20 protein-coding genes and 1 tRNA gene are annotated in these 17,703 nt (G+C 62.3%); 13 read left to right on the plus strand and 8 right to left on the minus strand.

Annotated elements, in window-relative coordinates:
* Positions 1 to 72 precede the first annotated feature (72 nt).
* Both ACUXVX_RS06860 and ACUXVX_RS06865 read right to left on the minus strand, forming a co-directional pair.
* Positions 73 to 675 carry a hypothetical protein gene (locus tag ACUXVX_RS06860; RefSeq protein ID WP_446310933.1) on the minus strand — a complete coding sequence of 201 codons (603 nt, stop codon included), beginning with the start codon at positions 673 to 675 and terminating at the stop codon, positions 73 to 75.
* A complete protein-coding gene (locus ACUXVX_RS06865; protein WP_446310934.1) occupies positions 659 to 1,039 on the minus strand; it encodes a hypothetical protein in 381 nt (126 codons plus the stop codon). The genes ACUXVX_RS06860 and ACUXVX_RS06865 overlap by 17 nt, the downstream gene beginning before the upstream one ends.
* Positions 1,040 to 1,181: 142 nt before the next feature.
* Here ACUXVX_RS06865 and ychF point away from each other — a divergent pair, with 142 nt between their 5' ends.
* The 6 genes from ychF (at position 1,182) to ACUXVX_RS06895 (ending at position 5,648) form a co-directional block, all read left to right on the plus strand.
* Positions 1,182 to 2,279, plus strand: a complete 1,098-nt coding sequence (ychF, locus tag ACUXVX_RS06870; protein WP_446310935.1) for a redox-regulated ATPase YchF — start codon at positions 1,182 to 1,184, stop codon at positions 2,277 to 2,279.
* A 65-nt stretch (positions 2,280 to 2,344) separates the two neighbouring features.
* Positions 2,345 to 2,695 carry a hypothetical protein gene (locus ACUXVX_RS06875; RefSeq protein WP_446310936.1) on the plus strand — a complete coding sequence of 117 codons (351 nt, stop codon included), beginning with the start codon at positions 2,345 to 2,347 and terminating at the stop codon, positions 2,693 to 2,695.
* A gap of 100 nt (positions 2,696 to 2,795) precedes the next feature.
* A complete protein-coding gene (speB, locus tag ACUXVX_RS06880) occupies positions 2,796 to 3,770 on the plus strand; it encodes an agmatinase (protein WP_446310937.1) in 975 nt (324 codons plus the stop codon).
* Positions 3,771 to 3,952: 182 nt separating this feature from the next.
* A complete protein-coding gene (locus ACUXVX_RS06885) occupies positions 3,953 to 4,846 on the plus strand; it encodes a dioxygenase family protein (RefSeq protein WP_446310938.1) in 894 nt (297 codons plus the stop codon).
* 49 nt (positions 4,847 to 4,895) lie between these two features.
* Positions 4,896 to 4,985, plus strand: a tRNA-Ser gene (locus ACUXVX_RS06890).
* A 141-nt stretch (positions 4,986 to 5,126) separates the two neighbouring features.
* Entirely contained in the window at positions 5,127 to 5,648 is a 522-nt protein-coding gene (locus tag ACUXVX_RS06895; RefSeq protein WP_446310939.1) for a hypothetical protein, read from the plus strand.
* A gap of 31 nt (positions 5,649 to 5,679) precedes the next feature.
* Here the strand turns inward: ACUXVX_RS06895 and ACUXVX_RS06900 are convergent, their stop codons facing one another.
* From ACUXVX_RS06900 to ACUXVX_RS06915, 4 genes are all read right to left on the minus strand, one after another.
* Entirely contained in the window at positions 5,680 to 6,150 is a 471-nt protein-coding gene (locus tag ACUXVX_RS06900) for a hypothetical protein (protein WP_446310940.1), read from the minus strand.
* A gap of 212 nt (positions 6,151 to 6,362) precedes the next feature.
* Positions 6,363 to 7,631 (minus strand): TRAP transporter large permease, encoded by a 1,269-nt coding sequence (locus ACUXVX_RS06905; RefSeq protein ID WP_446310941.1) that lies wholly within the window; start codon positions 7,629 to 7,631, stop codon positions 6,363 to 6,365.
* Position 7,632: 1 nt separating this feature from the next.
* On the minus strand, positions 7,633 to 8,115 hold the full coding sequence (locus tag ACUXVX_RS06910) for a TRAP transporter small permease (RefSeq protein WP_446310942.1): 483 nt from the start codon (positions 8,113 to 8,115) through the stop codon (positions 7,633 to 7,635).
* Positions 8,116 to 8,191: 76 nt separating this feature from the next.
* Positions 8,192 to 9,220, minus strand: coding sequence for a TRAP transporter substrate-binding protein (locus tag ACUXVX_RS06915; RefSeq protein ID WP_446310943.1), 1,029 nt, complete (start codon positions 9,218 to 9,220; stop codon positions 8,192 to 8,194).
* Positions 9,221 to 9,347: 127 nt separating this feature from the next.
* Here ACUXVX_RS06915 and ACUXVX_RS06920 point away from each other — a divergent pair, with 127 nt between their 5' ends.
* Positions 9,348 to 10,508, plus strand: a complete 1,161-nt coding sequence (locus tag ACUXVX_RS06920; RefSeq protein ID WP_446310944.1) for a mandelate racemase/muconate lactonizing enzyme family protein — start codon at positions 9,348 to 9,350, stop codon at positions 10,506 to 10,508.
* A gap of 16 nt (positions 10,509 to 10,524) precedes the next feature.
* The gene (locus ACUXVX_RS06925) at positions 10,525 to 11,229 is read left to right on the plus strand and encodes a FadR/GntR family transcriptional regulator (protein ID WP_446310945.1); all 705 of its coding nucleotides are present in this window, start codon (positions 10,525 to 10,527) and stop codon (positions 11,227 to 11,229) included.
* Between the two features lie 261 nt (positions 11,230 to 11,490).
* Here the strand turns inward: ACUXVX_RS06925 and ACUXVX_RS06930 are convergent, their stop codons facing one another.
* Entirely contained in the window at positions 11,491 to 11,967 is a 477-nt protein-coding gene (locus ACUXVX_RS06930; protein WP_446310946.1) for an Lrp/AsnC family transcriptional regulator, read from the minus strand.
* A 140-nt stretch (positions 11,968 to 12,107) separates the two neighbouring features.
* Here ACUXVX_RS06930 and ACUXVX_RS06935 point away from each other — a divergent pair, with 140 nt between their 5' ends.
* From ACUXVX_RS06935 to ACUXVX_RS06955, 5 genes are all read left to right on the plus strand, one after another.
* Positions 12,108 to 13,142, plus strand: coding sequence for a zinc-dependent alcohol dehydrogenase family protein (locus tag ACUXVX_RS06935; RefSeq protein WP_446310947.1), 1,035 nt, complete (start codon positions 12,108 to 12,110; stop codon positions 13,140 to 13,142).
* 151 nt (positions 13,143 to 13,293) lie between these two features.
* The gene (locus ACUXVX_RS06940) at positions 13,294 to 13,677 is read left to right on the plus strand and encodes a nuclear transport factor 2 family protein (protein WP_446310948.1); all 384 of its coding nucleotides are present in this window, start codon (positions 13,294 to 13,296) and stop codon (positions 13,675 to 13,677) included.
* A 3-nt stretch (positions 13,678 to 13,680) separates the two neighbouring features.
* Positions 13,681 to 14,475: a pyrroline-5-carboxylate reductase gene (gene proC / locus ACUXVX_RS06945; protein WP_446310949.1), complete on the plus strand. Its 795-nt coding sequence runs from the start codon at positions 13,681 to 13,683 to the stop codon at positions 14,473 to 14,475.
* Between the two features lie 2 nt (positions 14,476 to 14,477).
* Positions 14,478 to 14,804, plus strand: a complete 327-nt coding sequence (locus ACUXVX_RS06950; RefSeq protein ID WP_446310950.1) for a hypothetical protein — start codon at positions 14,478 to 14,480, stop codon at positions 14,802 to 14,804.
* Between the two features lie 6 nt (positions 14,805 to 14,810).
* Positions 14,811 to 16,004: an aromatic amino acid transaminase gene (locus ACUXVX_RS06955; protein ID WP_446310951.1), complete on the plus strand. Its 1,194-nt coding sequence runs from the start codon at positions 14,811 to 14,813 to the stop codon at positions 16,002 to 16,004.
* A gap of 457 nt (positions 16,005 to 16,461) precedes the next feature.
* Here ACUXVX_RS06955 and ACUXVX_RS06960 read toward each other — a convergent pair whose 3' ends face one another.
* The gene (locus tag ACUXVX_RS06960) at positions 16,462 to 17,703 is read right to left on the minus strand and encodes a Tm-1-like ATP-binding domain-containing protein (protein WP_446310952.1); all 1,242 of its coding nucleotides are present in this window, start codon (positions 17,701 to 17,703) and stop codon (positions 16,462 to 16,464) included.

Consider the following 17,703-nt stretch of genomic DNA (forward strand, 5'->3'; position numbering starts at 1 on the left):
GGGTCTCCTTTGTAAGTTGATATCAACATAATTGCGCGAATGACTGTGGGTCAACCCTGATACGATCCCGCGTCAGCCCGTGGGCTGCTCCGCGCCTACAGGGGTGCACCGTCCGGCGAAATTGGCCAGCTCAACCCCGATGCGCGTGTCGCCGCTCTGAGTGCGCAGATGCGCGAAGAAGGGCGCGTAGGCCTGCGCGTCGCGGCGGGCATGTTCGCAAAAGTAGCGGTCGATGATGGCGGTGTCACAGAGGCCGGCGCTCTCGCAGAAGCTGACCTGGCTGTAGAAACTGTCGAGCACCAGAAGCGGCTCGCGGATCGGCTCGGCCGCGCCGGTGCGGAACACCGAGGCTTGCAACATGGCGGCATAGTTGCGCGGGGTCATCTGCTGGCCGCGCATCATGGCAACGAGCTCGGGCTGACCGGCCCAGAAATCATAGAGCGCCTGCCGGGTGCCGAGCAGCGGGTCTTCGGTGTAGGCGTTGATATAGGTGATCGCCCGTTCGCGGTTCTCGGCCTTGGTGGCCTGATCCTGATCGTAGAAGAACTTCGCCATACCGGCCACGGCCACCACGAGGGTGAAGATATGGGCCAGCGTGTCGATATCCATCTCGGGCTTGAAGAACCGGCGGATGCGCGAGCGGGGCGGGGCCGCCTCTTCAGCGGGGTTCGACATCGCAGCGCTCCGGGTAGAAGGCGAGCAGCCCGGACTCTTGCGGGATCTCCAGCTTGGCGAGGCAGGCAAAATCCTGCGCCGAGAGCGCGACCACCGCATCGGGCGCTTCCGTGCCGTCGAAGAGTGAAATGTCGGGCGTGGAGAACTGCGCGGCATCCGGCGCCGGGCTGGGGCTGCCTTGGCCACAGTCGGCCAACGTGACAAAGGCGGTCTGGCCCTCGGCTGGCGCGTAGGTCTCTGCATTGTCGCGCAGGCAGGTCAGCTGCGGCGCGGTGAGCAGGAAGAAGAAGGTTTCGTCCTGTTGCGCGGTTGCGGGCGCGGCGGCCAGCAGGGCGAGGGCGAGGGCGAGGATCGGGCGAAGCATGGGGACGGTCTTGGCCTTGCTTGGGCTTGGGGGCGGCTTCACCCGTTCTAAGCCGCAGGGCCGCGGGTGCAAGCGGCAAGCGGGCATTGCCCTTGCCCCCGGCCCGCCGTAGAAGGCGGCTCGGACAATCGGAGGCAAGGCAATGGGCTTCAAGACCGGCATCGTGGGGCTGCCCAACGTGGGCAAATCGACGCTCTTCAACGCGCTTACCCGCACGGCGGCGGCGCAGGCGGCGAACTTTCCGTTCTGCACCATCGAGCCCAACGTGGGCGAAGTGGCGGTGCCGGATGACCGGCTGGACAAGCTCGCCGCGATTGCGAGCTCCAAGCAGATCATCCCGACGCGGATGACCTTTGTGGATATTGCCGGGCTGGTGAAGGGCGCGAGCAAGGGCGAAGGGCTGGGCAACCAGTTTCTGGCCAACATCCGCGAGTGCGATGCGGTGGCCCATGTGCTGCGCTGCTTCGAAGATGGCGATGTGACCCACGTGGAGGGCCGGGTTGACCCGGTGGCCGACGCCGAGACCATCGAGACCGAGCTGATGCTGGCCGACCTCGAGAGCATCGAGAAGCGCCGCGCGGGCCTGGTGCGCAAGCTCAAAGGCAACGACAAGGAAGCGGCCCAGCAGGATCGCCTGCTCGCCGAAGCCCAGGCGGCACTGGAAGATGGCAAACCGGCGCGTTCGGTTGAGGTTTCCGACGAGGACGCACGGGCGTGGCGGCAGCTTCAGCTGCTCACCACCAAGCCGATCCTCTATGTGTGCAACGTGGCCGAGGATGAGGCGGCCACCGGCAACGCGCATTCCGAGGCCGTAGCCAAGATGGCCGCCGAACAGGGCGCTGCTGCCGTGGTGATCTCTGCAAAGATCGAGGAAGAGATCAGCCAGCTCGATGCCGAAGAGGCAGAGATGTTCCTCGAGGAACTGGGCCTGAAGGAAGCCGGGCTTTCGCGGCTGATCAAGGCGGGTTACGAGCTGCTGCACCTGCAAACCTATTTTACCGTCGGTCCCAAGGAGGCCCGCGCCTGGACGATCCCGGAGGGCACCTCGGCCCCGCGTGCGGCGGGCGTGATCCATGGCGATTTCGAAAAAGGGTTCATCCGGGCCGAGACGATCGCCTACGCTGACTACATAGCCGGAAATGGTGAACAGGGCGCTAAGGAGGCGGGCAAGATGCGCGCCGAGGGCAAAGCCTATGTTGTGCAGGACGGCGACGTGCTGCATTTTCTCCATTCCGGCTGACCGGAGCTGCCTTGGGGCATCACCGCCTCGGGCAGTCACGTGACTGAACCGAAGGACCCTTGTTGATGACCCGTTTCCTCTCGCTGCTCACCGCCGCCGCGCTGCTTTCGGCCTGTTCGACCGATGCCGTCGTAAACACCGCTTTCCCGGACCGCGAGCGCTTTGCCTTTCAGAACAGCGAGGGTGAGCGGAGCGTGTATCTCTGTGCCCCGGGCGCGGATGCAAAGGCGCGGGCGGCAAAGGCGCATGGCTACACGGAGGCGCGGCTCGGCAAGGTGGCGGACTGGGCGGCGAACCATATCGTCAACGGAACGGCCACCAGCGCCCAGATTTCGCGCCGGATCAACTCCGAGGCGGAGGCGACCGTGGAAGAGACCGAGAAGCGCTACAAGTGCTTGCTGATCGACGCGGAGTGATGGCTGCGCTCACCTGCTGACGGGCAGGTGGTGATTTGGGGTTCAAGCCCTCGCGAAACCCCGCCACAGTTGGCGGGAGATTCAGCGAGGGAGCCCCACCATGCCCAACCCCTTTTTCCAGCCCGTTTCGGGCTTCGACCTGCCACGCTTTGCTGGCATTCCGACCTTCATGCGGCTGCCGCACGTGCCGCTGGATGATCCGCGCCTCGCGGAGGTCGAGATCGGGCTGATCGGGGTGCCGTGGGACTCCGGCACAACCAACCGTCCCGGCCCGCGCCATGGGCCGCGTTCGTTGCGGGATGCCTCCACCATGATCCGGGCGGAGAACGGGGCCACGGGCGTGCGGCCCTACGAGCTGGTGAACTGCGCCGATCTGGGTGATGTCGCGCCCAATCCGGCGGATATAGCCGATACGATGGACCGGATAACCTCGTTCTATTCCAAGGTGTTGGACGCCGGGGTGATCCCGCTAACGGCGGGGGGCGACCATCTGACCTCGCTGCCCGTGCTCCGCGCCGTGGCGGCGAATGACCCGGTCGGGATGATCCATTTTGACAGCCACACCGACCTCTACCACTCCTACTTCGGCGGCACGATGTACACCCATGGCACCCCGTTCCGGCGGGCGGTGGAAGAGGGGCTGCTGGAGCCCGAGCGGGTGGTGCAGATCGGCATTCGCGGCACGGCCTATGACAGCGAGGACAAGGATTTTGCCAAGTCGGTCGGTATCCGCCTGATCCCGATCGAGGAATTTCACGCGCGGGGCGTGGATGACGTGATGGCCGAGGCGCGCGAGATCGTGGGCGAGGGGCCGACATATGTGAGCTATGACATCGACTTCATCGACCCGGCCTTCGCACCCGGCACCGGCACGCCGGAGGTGGGCGGGCCGAACAGCTATCAGGCGCTTCAGGTGGTGCGGGCCCTGCGCGGGCTCAACGTGGTGGCCGCAGATATGGTGGAGGTCTCTCCGCCCTTCGACGTGGGCGGCGCAACGGCTTACCTCGGGATGTCGGTGATGTTCGAATTGCTCTGCGTAATGGCGGAATCCGCGTCTGGCGGGGCCGATGATTAAATTCCGGTGAAAAGCGAGCGATTTCAGGCGTTAACCGTAAATCTGCAACATGCACAAGTGATGCACAACTGATGCACATCCTATGCATACGCGATACTGGCGATCGTGGTTAAGTTAACGCACCGTACAGCGCAACGGACCGCCTGACGCCCGCATCCGAACTGGACCGAAGGAGACCGCCCATGCCGATAATTCGTGACCTTGAGGCCCTCACGCCTGCCGTGCTCGAGGTGATGGCCCAGACCAAGGAGCCGCGGCTCAGGGAGATCATGGAAAGCCTCGTACAGCATCTGCACGGCTTTGTGCGGGAGACAGGGCTGACGGAGGAGGAGTTCCGGGCGGCCACCGCGATCCTTAACACGATGGGCCAGCAGACAACCGACAGCCACAACGAGTTCGTGCTGATGGCGGGGTCGCTTGGCGTGTCGTCTCTCGTCTGCCTCCAGAACAATGGCGACGGCGGGACGACGGAGACGACGCAATCCCTGCTCGGCCCGTTCTGGCGGCTGAACCACCCGGAGACGGCGCAGGGCGCCTCGATCGTTCGCTCCAGCACGCCGGGGCCGGCGATGTTCGTGGAGTTCGCCTTCACCGATGCCGAGGGCGCGCCGGTGGAGGGGCTGGAAGTGGATGTCTGGCATGCCTCGCCGGTCGGGCTTTACGAGAACCAGGACGCCGATCAGGCGCCCTACAACCTGCGCGGCAAGTTCCGTACCGGGACCGATGGCATGGTGCACTTCCGCTCGGTCCGGCCCATCGGCTACCCGATCCCGACCGACACGACCGTGGGCCGGCTGCTGGAGGCGCAGGGCCGCCACCCGATGCGCCCCGCCCATGTGCATGTGCTGGCCTTCAAGGAGGGCTTCAAGACCCTGATCTCGCAGATCTACGTGGATGACACCGAGTGGCTGACCTCGGATGTGCAGTTCGGCGTGACCGAGGCGCTGATCGGCAAGCTGGAGCGGCACGAGGGGCCACACCCCGAGGCAGACGGTCCGGACGAGTGGTTCTCGCTCAGTCACCGCTTTGCCTTGCAAGAGGGCGAGGCCCGGCTGCCGGTGCCACCGATCAAGTAGCGCGATTTCACCCTTGCCCCCCGCAGCCTTGGCCGATAAACCCGCCGGCGGAGACGTGGCCGAGTGGTCGAAGGCGCTCCCCTGCTAAGGGAGTAGGCGGGAAACCGTCTCGAGGGTTCGAATCCCTTCGTCTCCGCCATAAACTATTTAAATCATTGAATAATTTCCCGATCAGGGAAATCTATTGCCGATCTAGTGACAGTTTCTTCGCGGTAGATTTGGAGTGCCCAAAAGGGTCCTGGCGTTGGTAGGGCCACATCAACGTGAAGACGCGGGGGCCATGATGGACGAAAAAACGCTCAACCAAGAACTCGAAGCCGGAAACTATCGGCTCCCGCTTAAGCCCCCGCACCGCGAAGCAATGCTTGACCTTGTTCTTGCTTGGGGAACACTCGACGGCGTGCTGGCGATGCTTTTGGCGCATGTAATGGGTGTATCGTACCATGAAGCGGCGGACACTATCGGCAAGCAAAGCGGTTCAGGCAAACTTGCTGAAATGATACGCCTAATCAATCAGCAAGATTCAGCGGAAGAGGCATCAAAGTTCCTCAAGAAGCACAAAAAGCTGTATGAGCGGCATTCAAAACCAAGAAACAAAATAGCGCATGGGCATTGCGCGGGGTATTTGGTGGCCGACGATAACTATGTGTTGTTTGCAATCTTCGAGCGTGTCGGCTCCGACAACGTGGCCGTCGATGCTGTTCCAATCGAAGAGATGGAGCGAGCAACTAAATGGGGCACGGCTTTTGGCGCATTTATCGTTCGAATGATCGAACGACTTGACGGCGAGGCAAAACAATAAGAAAGACCCCGGCGCATTGCTGCAACCGGGGTCAGGTGTCTTCCGTTTGGCTCTTTGGAAGGTCTAAAAAACGGGCTTCGGGGATACCCACAATCAAGCGGTCGGCGTCGGGATCAGCGCCCGCAGAAACAGCCGCTTGGCGCAGGGTTTCCCCTTCCGCCACCCGAACCACCCAACACGCCGGGAAGCCGCGCAGCGGGTCGCTTTCTGCGGCCCCTGCAAGCCACCCAATATGCGCAGCACGTTCATCTAGGCGCGGTTGCCCCTCTGGCGCTGCAAAGGCGGCTGCGGGCGCGTCATGGGCCACCAGCAAGGGCAGACAGCCCGAAGCGATAGCCGCCGACAGGTCGGGCGCGGGATCGTCAAGCGCAACTGTGGCAAGTTCCCCAAACGACCCGCGAAAGATCGTATCGCCCAACGGACTGCGGCCATTCTTCGAAGACGCGGCCAACCATGCAGACAGGTCTTTCAATTGAGTTTCGGCAAGTGTGGGCATGGTCATTCACCGACTTCCGCAACCAAAGGGGCGTTAACGTCAACGCGGCTGTATGCGGCGCGGTGCGGCCCGCCAGAGCCGGCATTCGCTGCAGATGAATGATCTAACGAAGGGGCCAGGTTAGGACCGAGAACGAAGTTGTCGTTTGGTGATGGATCTGAGGCCCAACTTTCTTTCGAACTCAAGGAAAGCCCGCAGTTCGGTTGCACCATAGAAACCTACTTCGCAAGCAATAGGATCAAACCGGGAAAAGCAACGGTAATACCCAACGCGGCGGTAAGAACCATGTAGAACGGCAGCTGGTTTCGCATGACTTCGTTGACGGAGCACTTCGCAATCGCAGCGGTCAGGAACAAGAGCAGGCCAACGGGCGGGGTGACGTTTCCGTAGACCAGCGCAATGCAGATGATGACCCCGAAGTGCACCGGATCGAACCCGTAGCTCAGTCCCAGCGGCGCAAAGACGGGCACAAGTATGATGACGGCGGCGGTAACATCGACGACGCAGCCGATAACGAGAACGCAGCCGATCACCAGCAACACCGCGATGGTCGGGCTGTCCGTGACGGCCTGCACCCAGGCCACGATGGCCTGTGGCACCTGCTCCAGCGCGAGCACCCAGCCGAAAATGCCGGCGGACGCGATGATAAGGCCGATGATCCCGGTGGTCACGGCGGCCTCCCGCATGACGCCTACCAGCTCCCTCAGACGGACCTCCCGGTAGACCAGCACCCCCACCGCGGCCGAGTAGACAACGGCGACGGCGCCGGCTTCGGTCGGCGTAAAGACACCGCCGAGAATGCCACCGATGATGATAACGGGTGCGAGCAGGGCGGCGCCGGCGTCCCGCCCGGCGATCAGCCGTGCACGCATCGGTACGCGGTCTCCCCCGCCCCATCCGTGGCGGCGCGCCATGATCGCGTTCACGATGAACAGGCCAAGCGTGATGAGAAGTCCGGGAATGATGCCGGCAAGAAACATCGCCCCGACAGAGACCCCCGCCAGGGAGCCGTAGATCACCATGATGATCGAGGGTGGGATGATCGGGCCGATCGCTGCGCTCGAGGCTTCCAGCGCGGCCGCATATCCGGCCGGGTATCCCGCGCGCTTCATGGCGGGGATGAGAATCGAGCCGGTTGCAGAAGCGCTGGCCGCGCTGGAGCCGGTGAGGGATGAGAAGATCGTGCTGGCCAGCACGTCGACCTGCGCCAGGCCGCCACGCCAATGCCCGACCATGGTCTGAGCAAAGTGGATCATCCGGCGCGCCATGCCGCCCCGCTCCATGATTGCACCTGCGAGAATGAAGAAGGGGATCGCAAGCAGGGAGGTGCTGTCGAGCATCACGAACACGCGCTGCGGTACCACGGCCACGGGCAGGTTCATGTCGGAGCTGAGCAGAGCGATGGCGCCGGAGATTCCCATCGCGGCGGCGACCGGGATGCGTAGAATGAGCAGCACTGCGAATGAGATCAACAAAGGCGTGAGCATGTCAGGTTTCCTCCACGCCCGGCTCGTCTGTCTCCTTGCCAAGGATCAAGCGCAGCGCGTGCTCTCCCGCGAAGAGGGACGTCAGCACGCCGAAGATCGGCAGGATCGTTTCGACGTAGGCGATGGGCAATTGCATGGCAGGTGAGAGGGAGGTCCAGTTCAATTGCATCAACTGCCAGCCGCCGATGCCCAGAAGGGCCGCGAAGACGATCAGCCCGAGGTCGCCCAGTATCCGGAGCGGCCTTCTGAACCGCGCACCGATCAGTTCTTCCAGCAGAGTGATCGACATGTGGGCGCCCTGCCGCGTCGCGATTGCCGCTGCAAGTGCGACCATCCAGATGAAGCCATAGCGGCAGAGTTCGTCGATCCATCCCAACGAATTGGAAAAAGCGTAGCGCAGCACGACCTGGAGGAATGTCAGGGCGACGAACAACCCGAAAATGCCCGCGACGATCCAGCCGATCATGCGTTCCAGTACCTGCATCCTCTCCCCCTTGAGACAAATGGCCAGCGATGCATGGCGGCACCGCTGACCTGACTTGTGCACTTATCGTGTCGGCTCAGGCGAGCAGCATGTCCACAAGGGCTTGACCCTCTTCGCCCAGGTTCTCCACCAGCGGGTCCCATGTGGGGATCACGATCTTCCGAATCTCGCTCACATCGGGCGTGTTCACCGGAAGACCACCCTCCTCGAGGGCCTTCAAGGCCGCTGCGTTGTCTTCCCGCGCCTGGGCACGTTGCCCTTGGAAAGCAGCGACTGCAGCCGCTTGGACCGCTTCCTGCTGTTCGGCGCTCATGTTGCCGAAGGCGCGATCTCCGATGACGAGATGCAGCGGGTTATAAAGATGCCGGGTCAGCGAGTAGAACTTCGAGACTTCGTTGAATTTCTGCTGTGTAACCGCTGCGGGCGTGCCCTCGGCCCCGTCGACGACCCCGGTCTGCATCGAAGTATACACGTCGGAATAAGGGATGGGTGTGGGCGCAGCGCCGAGCGCCGCCATCGGCAGCAGGTGCAGCTGGGCCTCCGGCACCCGGAGCTTGAGGCCATTGAAGTCTTCCGCCGTTTCGATGGGACGCACTGTATTGAAGACAGAGCGCCAACCCAGCTCACCCCACGCGAGGATCCGCATGCCGGCTTGCGCGGCAAGGGCCTCAGAAAGTTTGGCGGAAAAGGCGCCGTCGAGCAGGGAGTCCGCGTGCGCTTCGTCCCGATAGGAGAAGTAGAGCGCTGCCGTTACCATGATGGGCGCTATGTTGGCGGTGTAGTCGGGCCCGGAGGACGTCATGTCGACCGATCCGAGCTTGATACCCTCGTAGAGGTCGCGCAGGTTGCCGAGCTGGCCGGCGGGGAAGACCTTCACCTCGACAGCGCCATCGGTTGTCTCGGCAACGCGCTCCGCAAAGTCGATGTACCCCTTGTGGGTCGCACTGTCGGTGGATTCGATGTGGGCGGCGCGCAGCGTGGTCGACGCCTGGGCCCTGGCGAGGGTCGGTGCGCCCAACAGGGCCGCCCCTGCGAGGCCAGATTTCAGAATGGTTCGGCGGGTCGGTCCGGTCTTTCCGGATAACAGCATTTCGGTTCCTCCCATGTTGTTGGCTCTGGCTTAGAGCGATGCCCGAGACTTGACAGCCAATTTTGCGCGTGTCAACAGATTGGTTGGACCATTGGACCGCTAGACCATGCGGACCCAAGCATTGCCTAAGGAGGAGCCGGCCATGAGCCACGACATGTCTTCACGGATCGCTGGCTTCAATGTCTCGGTTTTCCGCGTGCCGCTCCCAGCCCCCTGGGTCTCCGCCGCGCACGCCATCACCCACCACGAGCACATCCTAGTTACCTTGACGCTGGAGAACGGCCTGTCGGGGACGGGCTGGAGCTCGACCATGGGCAATGCCGGGATCGCCATCGCCGCCCTCGCACAGAGCTATCTCGGCCCGATGCTCATCGGGCAAGATGTGCACGACCATGAGGCCCTGTGGCAGGCCATTTGGAAGCGAAGCCATCAGCCGGGGCCGGGTGGCATCGCGGCGCTCGCGGTTGCCGGCTTCGACCTTGCCCTGTGGGATCTGCGTGGAAAGTTGGCCGGACTTCCGGTGCGCAGGCTGATCGGGAGCGCCGCCGACAGCCTCGAAGTCTATGCCAGTGCGGTGAACCTGCACCTGAGCGAGGCCGCGCTCGTCGAGCAGACCCGGGCGTTTCTCGATGCCGGCAACCGGCTTTTCAAAATCAAGGTGGGCCGCCCGGACCTGGAGGATGACCTTTCGCGCATCGCCGCCGTCCGGAAGGTGATTGGAAGCCGACCCCTGATGCTCGATGCCAACCAGCGCTTCAAGCCCGGCGACGCCCTGCGCCGGGTGACGGCTTACGCGCGCTTCGATCCGGTCTGGATGGAAGAGCCATTGGCGCCCAGCGACGTGGATGGCCACGCGCGTCTTGCCGCGGTGTCCCCCACCCCCATCGCACTGGGCGAGGAGGTCTCCACCCGGTCCAGCTTCTGGCGCTATGTTTCTTCAGGCGCGGTCCACTACCTCCAACCGAACGTGTTGAAGGTTGGCGGTATCTCGGAATGGCTGAAGATCGCCCACCTGGGCAATTGCGCCAACCTGACCATCGCCCCGCACGGCGCGCTCGAAGCCTCGATAATTGTTGCTGGGGCCATACCCGGGTGCTACCCCGTCGAGAACATCGAAGGAGGGAGTTTCTTGGAACAGGGCATCGCACAGGTGGCCGCAAAACCGGAACGTGGCCGTGTCATTCTTTCCGAGGCCCCCGGCCTTGGTGTCGAGTTCGACCGGGCAGCACTGGCCGATCACGCAGCGTCTCCCGGCGATCATGTTCCGCTGCCCGACCCGGCAGCCTACTATGCCGGAAAGTGATGCAGGCCGCCCGCCCGTGAACCGGACGATCAAGCCAGTCCGGGTGTACCGGCAGGTTGCCGACAGCCTTGAGGCGCGCATCGCAGATGGAGAATTCGAGCCCGGCCAGCGACTTACCACAGAGCGCGATCTCTCGCGCGAGTACGGCGTATCACGAACGTGCATCCGCGAGGCGCTGCTTGCGCTGGAAATTGCCGGGCTGGTGACGATCAAGGTCGGCTCGGGGGTGTTCGTGCTGCCCCCTCAGGCACCCGACCAGATAGCGGCCGTGCCCGCGGCGATGCCCGACCAGAACAGCCCGAGCGACATCCTGCAATCGCGCCTTGCGCTCGAACCGCACATCTGCCGCCTAGCGGCATCTGCAGCGAGCGCGGAAGATCTCGACACGATCGACGGCTATGTTCAGAAGATGCGCGAAGAACACCGGATGGCCACAGAAACCGAAAACGGCGACCGCGAGTTTCACTTTGCCATTGCGCGCGCCGCTCAAAACCCAATGCTGTTAGAATTCCTGCAACGGGTCTGGGACGAAATGACGGGGCCAATGTGGCAGGCCCTCCAAAGACACATCCGCACTCCATTGATGAGACTGAAATGGATCGAAGACCATGAAGTCATCATTGCCGCCCTGCGAAGTGGTAGCCCGGACGCGGCCCAGTCCGCGATGCATGCGCATATCGAGCACGTGATGGAAGCCCTGGAAAAAGCCAAGTTCCGGTAGGGGCTTTTGCGTGCGCCGATGAGAGGTCCAGACCGACCAAATAGAAACGGTCTCGGCAAGTTCTGTAGTCCCGGTTGTTTGTGTAACAAGATGACGGCGAACCGATGCATATCTGACGTCTTGATCGTGCGGATGGCCTCGCATGTCAGGCGGCGATCCGCTGTCCGAACAGCATCGTCTTCCAGCCCGACGCCCGGTGCGCAGACAATTCTGCCTTTGGATGGATTGGCCCGATTGTCCGCATCTGAGAACGCGTACTGATTATCGCTCCAAACCGCGCACAGGCAGCTTGCTCGAGGCCTTCATCTCCTTGAGTGACAGGTTCGAGCGAATGCTGGTTACTCCAGGTAGACGCCGCAATGTGCTGTCAACAAAGGCGCTGTAGTCGTCCAAATCACGTGCGACCACGATCAATAGGAAGTCGTCCTCGCCCGTGGTGTTGTGGCAAGCGAGTATATTGGGTGTGACCTCGATAATACGCTGGAATTCGGCGGTGGCGGACTGATCGTGTTCTGAGCAGCTCAGCTGAACGAAAGCCATGACACCCAGCCCCAGCTTGCGGCGATTGAGCTGGGCCTGATAGCCCTCAATGATGCCCGTCTCCTCCAGTTTTTTGAGCCGTCGCCAGCAGGGGGTTTCGCTCATGTTCAGCTGCGAAGCCAGTTTGGCGTTGGTCATGCGCCCGTCGCTTTGAAGAAGTCCGAGAATTTGCGCACTGACTGCGTCGATGTCCGCCAATGGAAGAGCTCCCTCAAATTTTCCTCATGGCGAGGGTTTTCTGCCCTGATTATGCGAATCAAGGGGCAGAACAGCAAGGCAATTTCATCTAGGGCTGATAGCTTCCACCCAAACAGTCGATCCAACCGAAAGGCCCTGCCATGAAAGCTGTCCTGTTCGAGAAGTTCCAAGAGGCTCCCAAAGTTGTCAACGTGTCGGACCCTGTGCCCGAAGCGCATGGGGTCGTCCTGAAGGTCGAAGCCACCGGAGTGTGCCGCAGCGACTGGCACGGCTGGATGGGTCACGATAGCGACATCGACCTTCCGCATATCCCCGGCCACGAACTGGCCGGCGTGATCGAGGCGGTCGGCAAGGACGTGAAGAACTGGAAGGTGGGCGATCGGGTCACTGTGCCGTTCATCTGCGGCTGTGGATCATGCAGCGAATGTCATGCCGGTCACCAGCAGGTCTGTCTGCATCAGGAGCAGCCGGGCTTTACCCATTGGGGCAGCTTTGCCGAATACGTGCCGATCCATCAGGCTGATCTGAATGTGGTCGCATTGCCCGAGACGATGGATTTCGCCACTGCGGCGAGCCTTGGCTGCCGGTTCGCCACATCGTTCCGCGCCGTGATCGACCAAGGCAAGGTCAGCTCGGGCCAGTGGGTCGCCGTGCATGGCTGCGGCGGCGTCGGCCTTTCGGCAGTGATGATCGCCAGCGCGGCGGGGGCAAACGTGATCGGCGTCGATCTCGACCCGGCAAAACTGGCTCTGGCCAAGGAGCTTGGCGCGGTTGCGGCCATTGATGGCAAGGGGGACGTGGTCGAGGCGATCAAGGAGATCACCAAGGGCGGCGCACATGTTTCGCTCGATGCGCTTGGGCATCCGGCGACGATGACCAACTCGATCCTGTGCCTTCGCCCACGGGGCAAACACATTCAGGTGGGTCTGATGCTGGGCGATCACGCGGCCCCTGCGATTCCGATGCCCAAGATCGTGGGGCAGGAAATCGAGTTGCTTGGCTCCCACGGGATGCAGGCGCACCGCTATGGCGCGATGCTCGATATGGTCGAGAGCGGCAAGCTGAACCCGGCCCGGCTGGTCGGCGACAAGATCGGCATCGACGCCGCCCCCGAGGCGCTTATGAACATGGACAAGTTCCAGTCGGTCGGCGCAACCGTGATCACGAGCTTCTGAACCTTGGACAACGTTGCATCCACTTGCAGTGTCCATCACCCGGGCAGAGGGGCGCAAAAAATGCCAGTCCGGGACTGATCACCGCCCCTGCTCTTTAGCCGGAGCACGGGCAAAGAGACTTCAACGCCAAAAGCAGATCGGAAGGCCTATCATGAGCACACCGGAAGAAAAAAAGCGCGTCGTCAGGGGGTTTCTTGAGACCGTTTTCAACGAGCATAAGGTCGACGAGGCCATGGACGCCTATGTCGGGAAAACCTACACCCAGCACAATCCCGGCGTCGCCGATGGGGTGGAGGCATTCAGAGAGAACTTCAAGGAGACCTTCGCCAAGAACCCTGAGTCGTACTTCGACATCAAGCGCATGTTTTGCGAGGGCGACCACGTGACCGTTCACGCCCATTGGACACAAAACAAGGATGATCGCGGGTCTGCGGTCATGGATATCTTCCGGCTGGAGAATGGTCGTATCGTGGAGCACTGGGATGTCATTCAGCCTATCCCCGAGCACATCGCGCACGACAACACGATGTTCTGAGCCATGAAAAAGATTGCATTCATCGGCGGCGGCAACATGGCGTCGGCCATCATCGGAGGCATGATCGCCAGCGGTTGGGAGCCGACGCGGATCACGGTTATCGACCCGAACGCCGACCAGAGAGACCGTCTGCAAAGTGACCACAACGTTCACACGACGGACGATGTAGCCGACGCCACTGCCGCTGACATCGTCGTGCTGGCCGTCAAACCTCAGGTCATTCCTGCCGTTGCCGAGCAGATGCGCGCAGACCTATCTGGCAAGCTCATCCTTAGCATTGCGGCCGGGGTCACAACTGCAACGCTTGAAGGTCTCTTCGGGCCGGTGGCCGTCGCACGCACCATGCCCAACACGCCAGCCCTGCTCGGTCTGGGGGCGACAGGGCTTTACTTGAACGACCATGCGACCGAAGCGCAACGAAAAGCTGCCGCGGAGATCATCGAGGCCTTCGGCATTTGCGTCACCGTAGAGCGCGAAGACCTTCTGGACGCTGTCACGGCAGTATCGGGCAGCGGCCCTGCGTACTATTTTCTGATGATCGAAGAAATGATCCGGGCCGGAACCGCCTTGGGCCTGCCCCCGGAGGATGCCAAGGCGCTTACCCTGCAGACGGCACTTGGCGCGGCCAACATGGCCACCAAGGGAGACGCGCCAGAAGACCTCCGGGCCCGTGTCACATCGCCCAACGGGACGACCCATGCGGCCATTGTTTCGATGCAGGAGAACGGCTTTGGGGCCGTGATCGCAAAAGCAATGACGGCCTGCCGCGACCGGGCCGTCGAATTAGGGAAGGCATAACAATGATCATTCGATGGTGGCGGGCCGTTGCGGGCTCTCAAGAGGTGCTTCAACAATACGCGGACCATCTGGAGCGAAGCACATTCCAGGAGATGGCTGGATTGCCCGGTCATCTCGGCGCGTCTCTTGCCGTCAAGGTGAATGGAACCGATTGCGAGCTGGTCGTGACCAGCCTTTGGTCAGATCTTGCGTCGGCGGGGCATTTCGAACAGGGGGCATTCGACGATGCGGTGGTCAAGCCGAGCACCCAGAAGCTTCTGAAATCCTTTGACCTGAAGGTTGAGTACTTCGAGACGCTGGTCACGACAGGTATCTTGGAAAAGGGCTGACGCAGGATGTTTGAACAGGTTGAGGATTATCCCGTCGACCCCATCATGATCGGGGCCGACTATTTCGCGGCTGATCCCCGCGAAGATAAACTCAACCTGACGGTGGGTATCTATCAGGACGAGTTTGGCCAAACACCTGTCCTGAATGCCGTGAAACTGGCCGAACAAAAGCTGGTCGAGACCCAGACCAGCAAGTCCTACCTCGCCCTGACAGGGAATGCCGACTATTGCCGCGTGCTCGGGCAGGAGATCATGGGCGATGCTTTCGACGACGGCTGGGTGTCCGCTCAGACATCCGGTGGGGCCGTGGCCCTCCGGGTCATGGCGGACCTTTTGGCTCAGATGCCAAAGCCACCCACCGTCTGGCTGCAGACACCGACCTATGGCAACTACGTCCCGATCCTGAGGGCGGCCCATGCGCGGTTTGCCCAAGTGCCGTATTACGACCGGCTCAAGGCCCAGATTACCTTTGACCAAATGCTGGACGGGTTGAAAGCCGCCAAAGCCGGCGATGTCTTTCTCATGCAGGGCGTGTGCCACAACCCGACCGGCGCCGATATGAGCCCGGAACACTTCGACGCGCTGTTGGAGATTCTGGAGGCGCGCGGGATCATCCCTTGGATCGACCTTGCCTATCTGGGCTTCGCCCAAAGCTGGGACGCTGATTGCACTATGGCCCGCAAGATTGCTGCCCGGTTCCCTGAGTGCATTGTCTGCATCACCCTGTCCAAATCCTTCGGCATCTACCGCGACCGGGCTGGGGCACTGTTTGTGAAAACGCGAGCGCGCGACCGGGGCCGGATGCACCGTGCCGTGTCCGCAATCGTCCGCTCCGGCGCGTCCCATGCGCCGGATCATGGCCCATCCGTGGTGCGCACGATCTTGCAGGACGCGAGCCTCAAACGGCTCTGGTTGGCCGACCTCGATCAAATGCGCGCACGCGTCGCCAAGGTGCGCCAACAGATTGTCGATACCGAGCGTCACCTGCTCGGCACTGGGCAGCTCGCCTACATCGCAGAACAATCGGGCATGTTCTCGCTATTGCCATTGACGGATGCACAAGAGGAAGCGCTGACCCGCGATCATGGCATCCACGTCGTGAAGGGCGGCCGGGTGAACGTCGCGCGCCTCGGTGAAACGGACCTCCCATGGCTCGTTCGAAGCGTCAAAGACGTAACGGAGGATACATCCCAAACCTAGCGCAGGGCGGGCGCTCTGGGCAAAATGCGTACCTCGCACCACGACTGAAATCGATCTTGCCCCGAACCATATGCGCGCGGCCATGGGCGCCGAATACTTTGCTAATGAAGCCGGCTTGTCCGATCGTTTGCAGCGCAAGGCAGGCTGTCGCCCGAAGACCGCGCGAACGTGCGAGCGGCCGGCAGTGCACCGCGCTCTGGAAGTCCCGCATGGGGCGGCCAAGCCGGTTATGGCTACAACATCGACGCCGAATAGCAGGACCGTCTGGACCTGTCGCTTGATGTGATCGCGGCAATTCCGTCGAACCCGGTTCTTGAGGGGTGTGACGGCTTCGAGGGGCTCCGCGCGTGGCCCATGGGAAGGGCTTCTGCGCCGTTCTTCGCCAAACACTGAGCCACTGCGGCCTTGATCCCTGTACCTGCGCCGGTGTTTAGAGCGGTCTTGTCTGCAGAGCGCCTCATGCTCTTACGCCGCTTGGCACGATCCCCTCTGCGACCCAGGCGTCAAGCTTGGCCAGCACCGCGTCGCAGAAGGCCGTGTCGTTGATATGGCAGTGCAGCTCGGTCATCTGTACCCGCCCGTTTGCGGCACTCTTGCTGGCGGCGATGAAGGCTGCGAGGCCTTCGGGGTCATGGGCGGGTTCGCCGGGTTTGTCCCATTCCTCAATGCCGTGCAGGGGTAGGAAGTATTCGGTTGGGCCGGTTGCGCCCGCGAGGCGTTCGACAATCGCGTCGGCCAGCACGGCGCGCTCCCCCGCGTTAAAGGCGACGTTCTTGATCAAGCGGTTGTGCTGGTGGAAGGGGCGGTCGGTGAACCGCGCGGGGATCTCCTGCCAGCCCGCCAGATCGAGGATGTCCGATGCCCCGGGGGCGACCATCTGCGGTGTGCCCGAGCGGCCTGCGCCTGTCAGCCGGTCCGCCCCTGCCGAAACGAGCGAAGCGTGCAGAACGTTCACCAGTTCTTGCAGGGAGAAGTCCATGACACAGGCGAAGGCCCCGTCTGCAGCCAGTCGCTCGAATGCCATGCCGCCCATGCCGGTCGTGTGGAACACCGCCACGTCATACCCGCGCTTGCTCAGCTCGGGATGCAGGCGTTTCATGTATTTCAGGCAGGATGAGCCGAGCGAGGTCATGCCGATCACGGGCCGGTCGAAGGCGGGCGGCTCGACCGCCTCGGCCGCGCCAAGAACTGCGCCTGCGGCTTGGCTGAGCGAGGATTTGCACAGCGGATTGAGACCATAGAGCCCGCCGGCCCAGAGGATGAACTGCACATCCGCCGCCATACGCTCTGCACAGATGAGGGGGGACCCAGCGACCGTTGAGACAATGTATTTCGGCACGCCAATGGGCAGAGCCTGGGCGCAGTCCAGCGCCAGATCGGTGCCCATCGTGCCGCCAAGGCAGATCATCCCGTCGATGCGGCCCTCCTTGTAGAGCCTTAGCGTGGTCGCGGCGGCCCCGGCGCTCATCTTCTCGAAGGCCTCACCCTCTTCGCCGAGAGCGATGAGGCTGTCTATGGTCTCACCGGCGGAGGCGGCCACCTCATGTTTGGTGATATCGATGGGTTGCGCAGTATCGCCCAAAACGCTGACATCCATGGTCAGCACATTCCCGCCTTGCCCTTTGATCTTGCCAATCAGGTAACCAAGCTCAGCGTCCTTGGTGTCGAACGTGCCGATAACCAGAATGGTTTTGCTCAT

It is taken from the genome of Vannielia sp. SX4 (genome assembly GCF_052828525.1).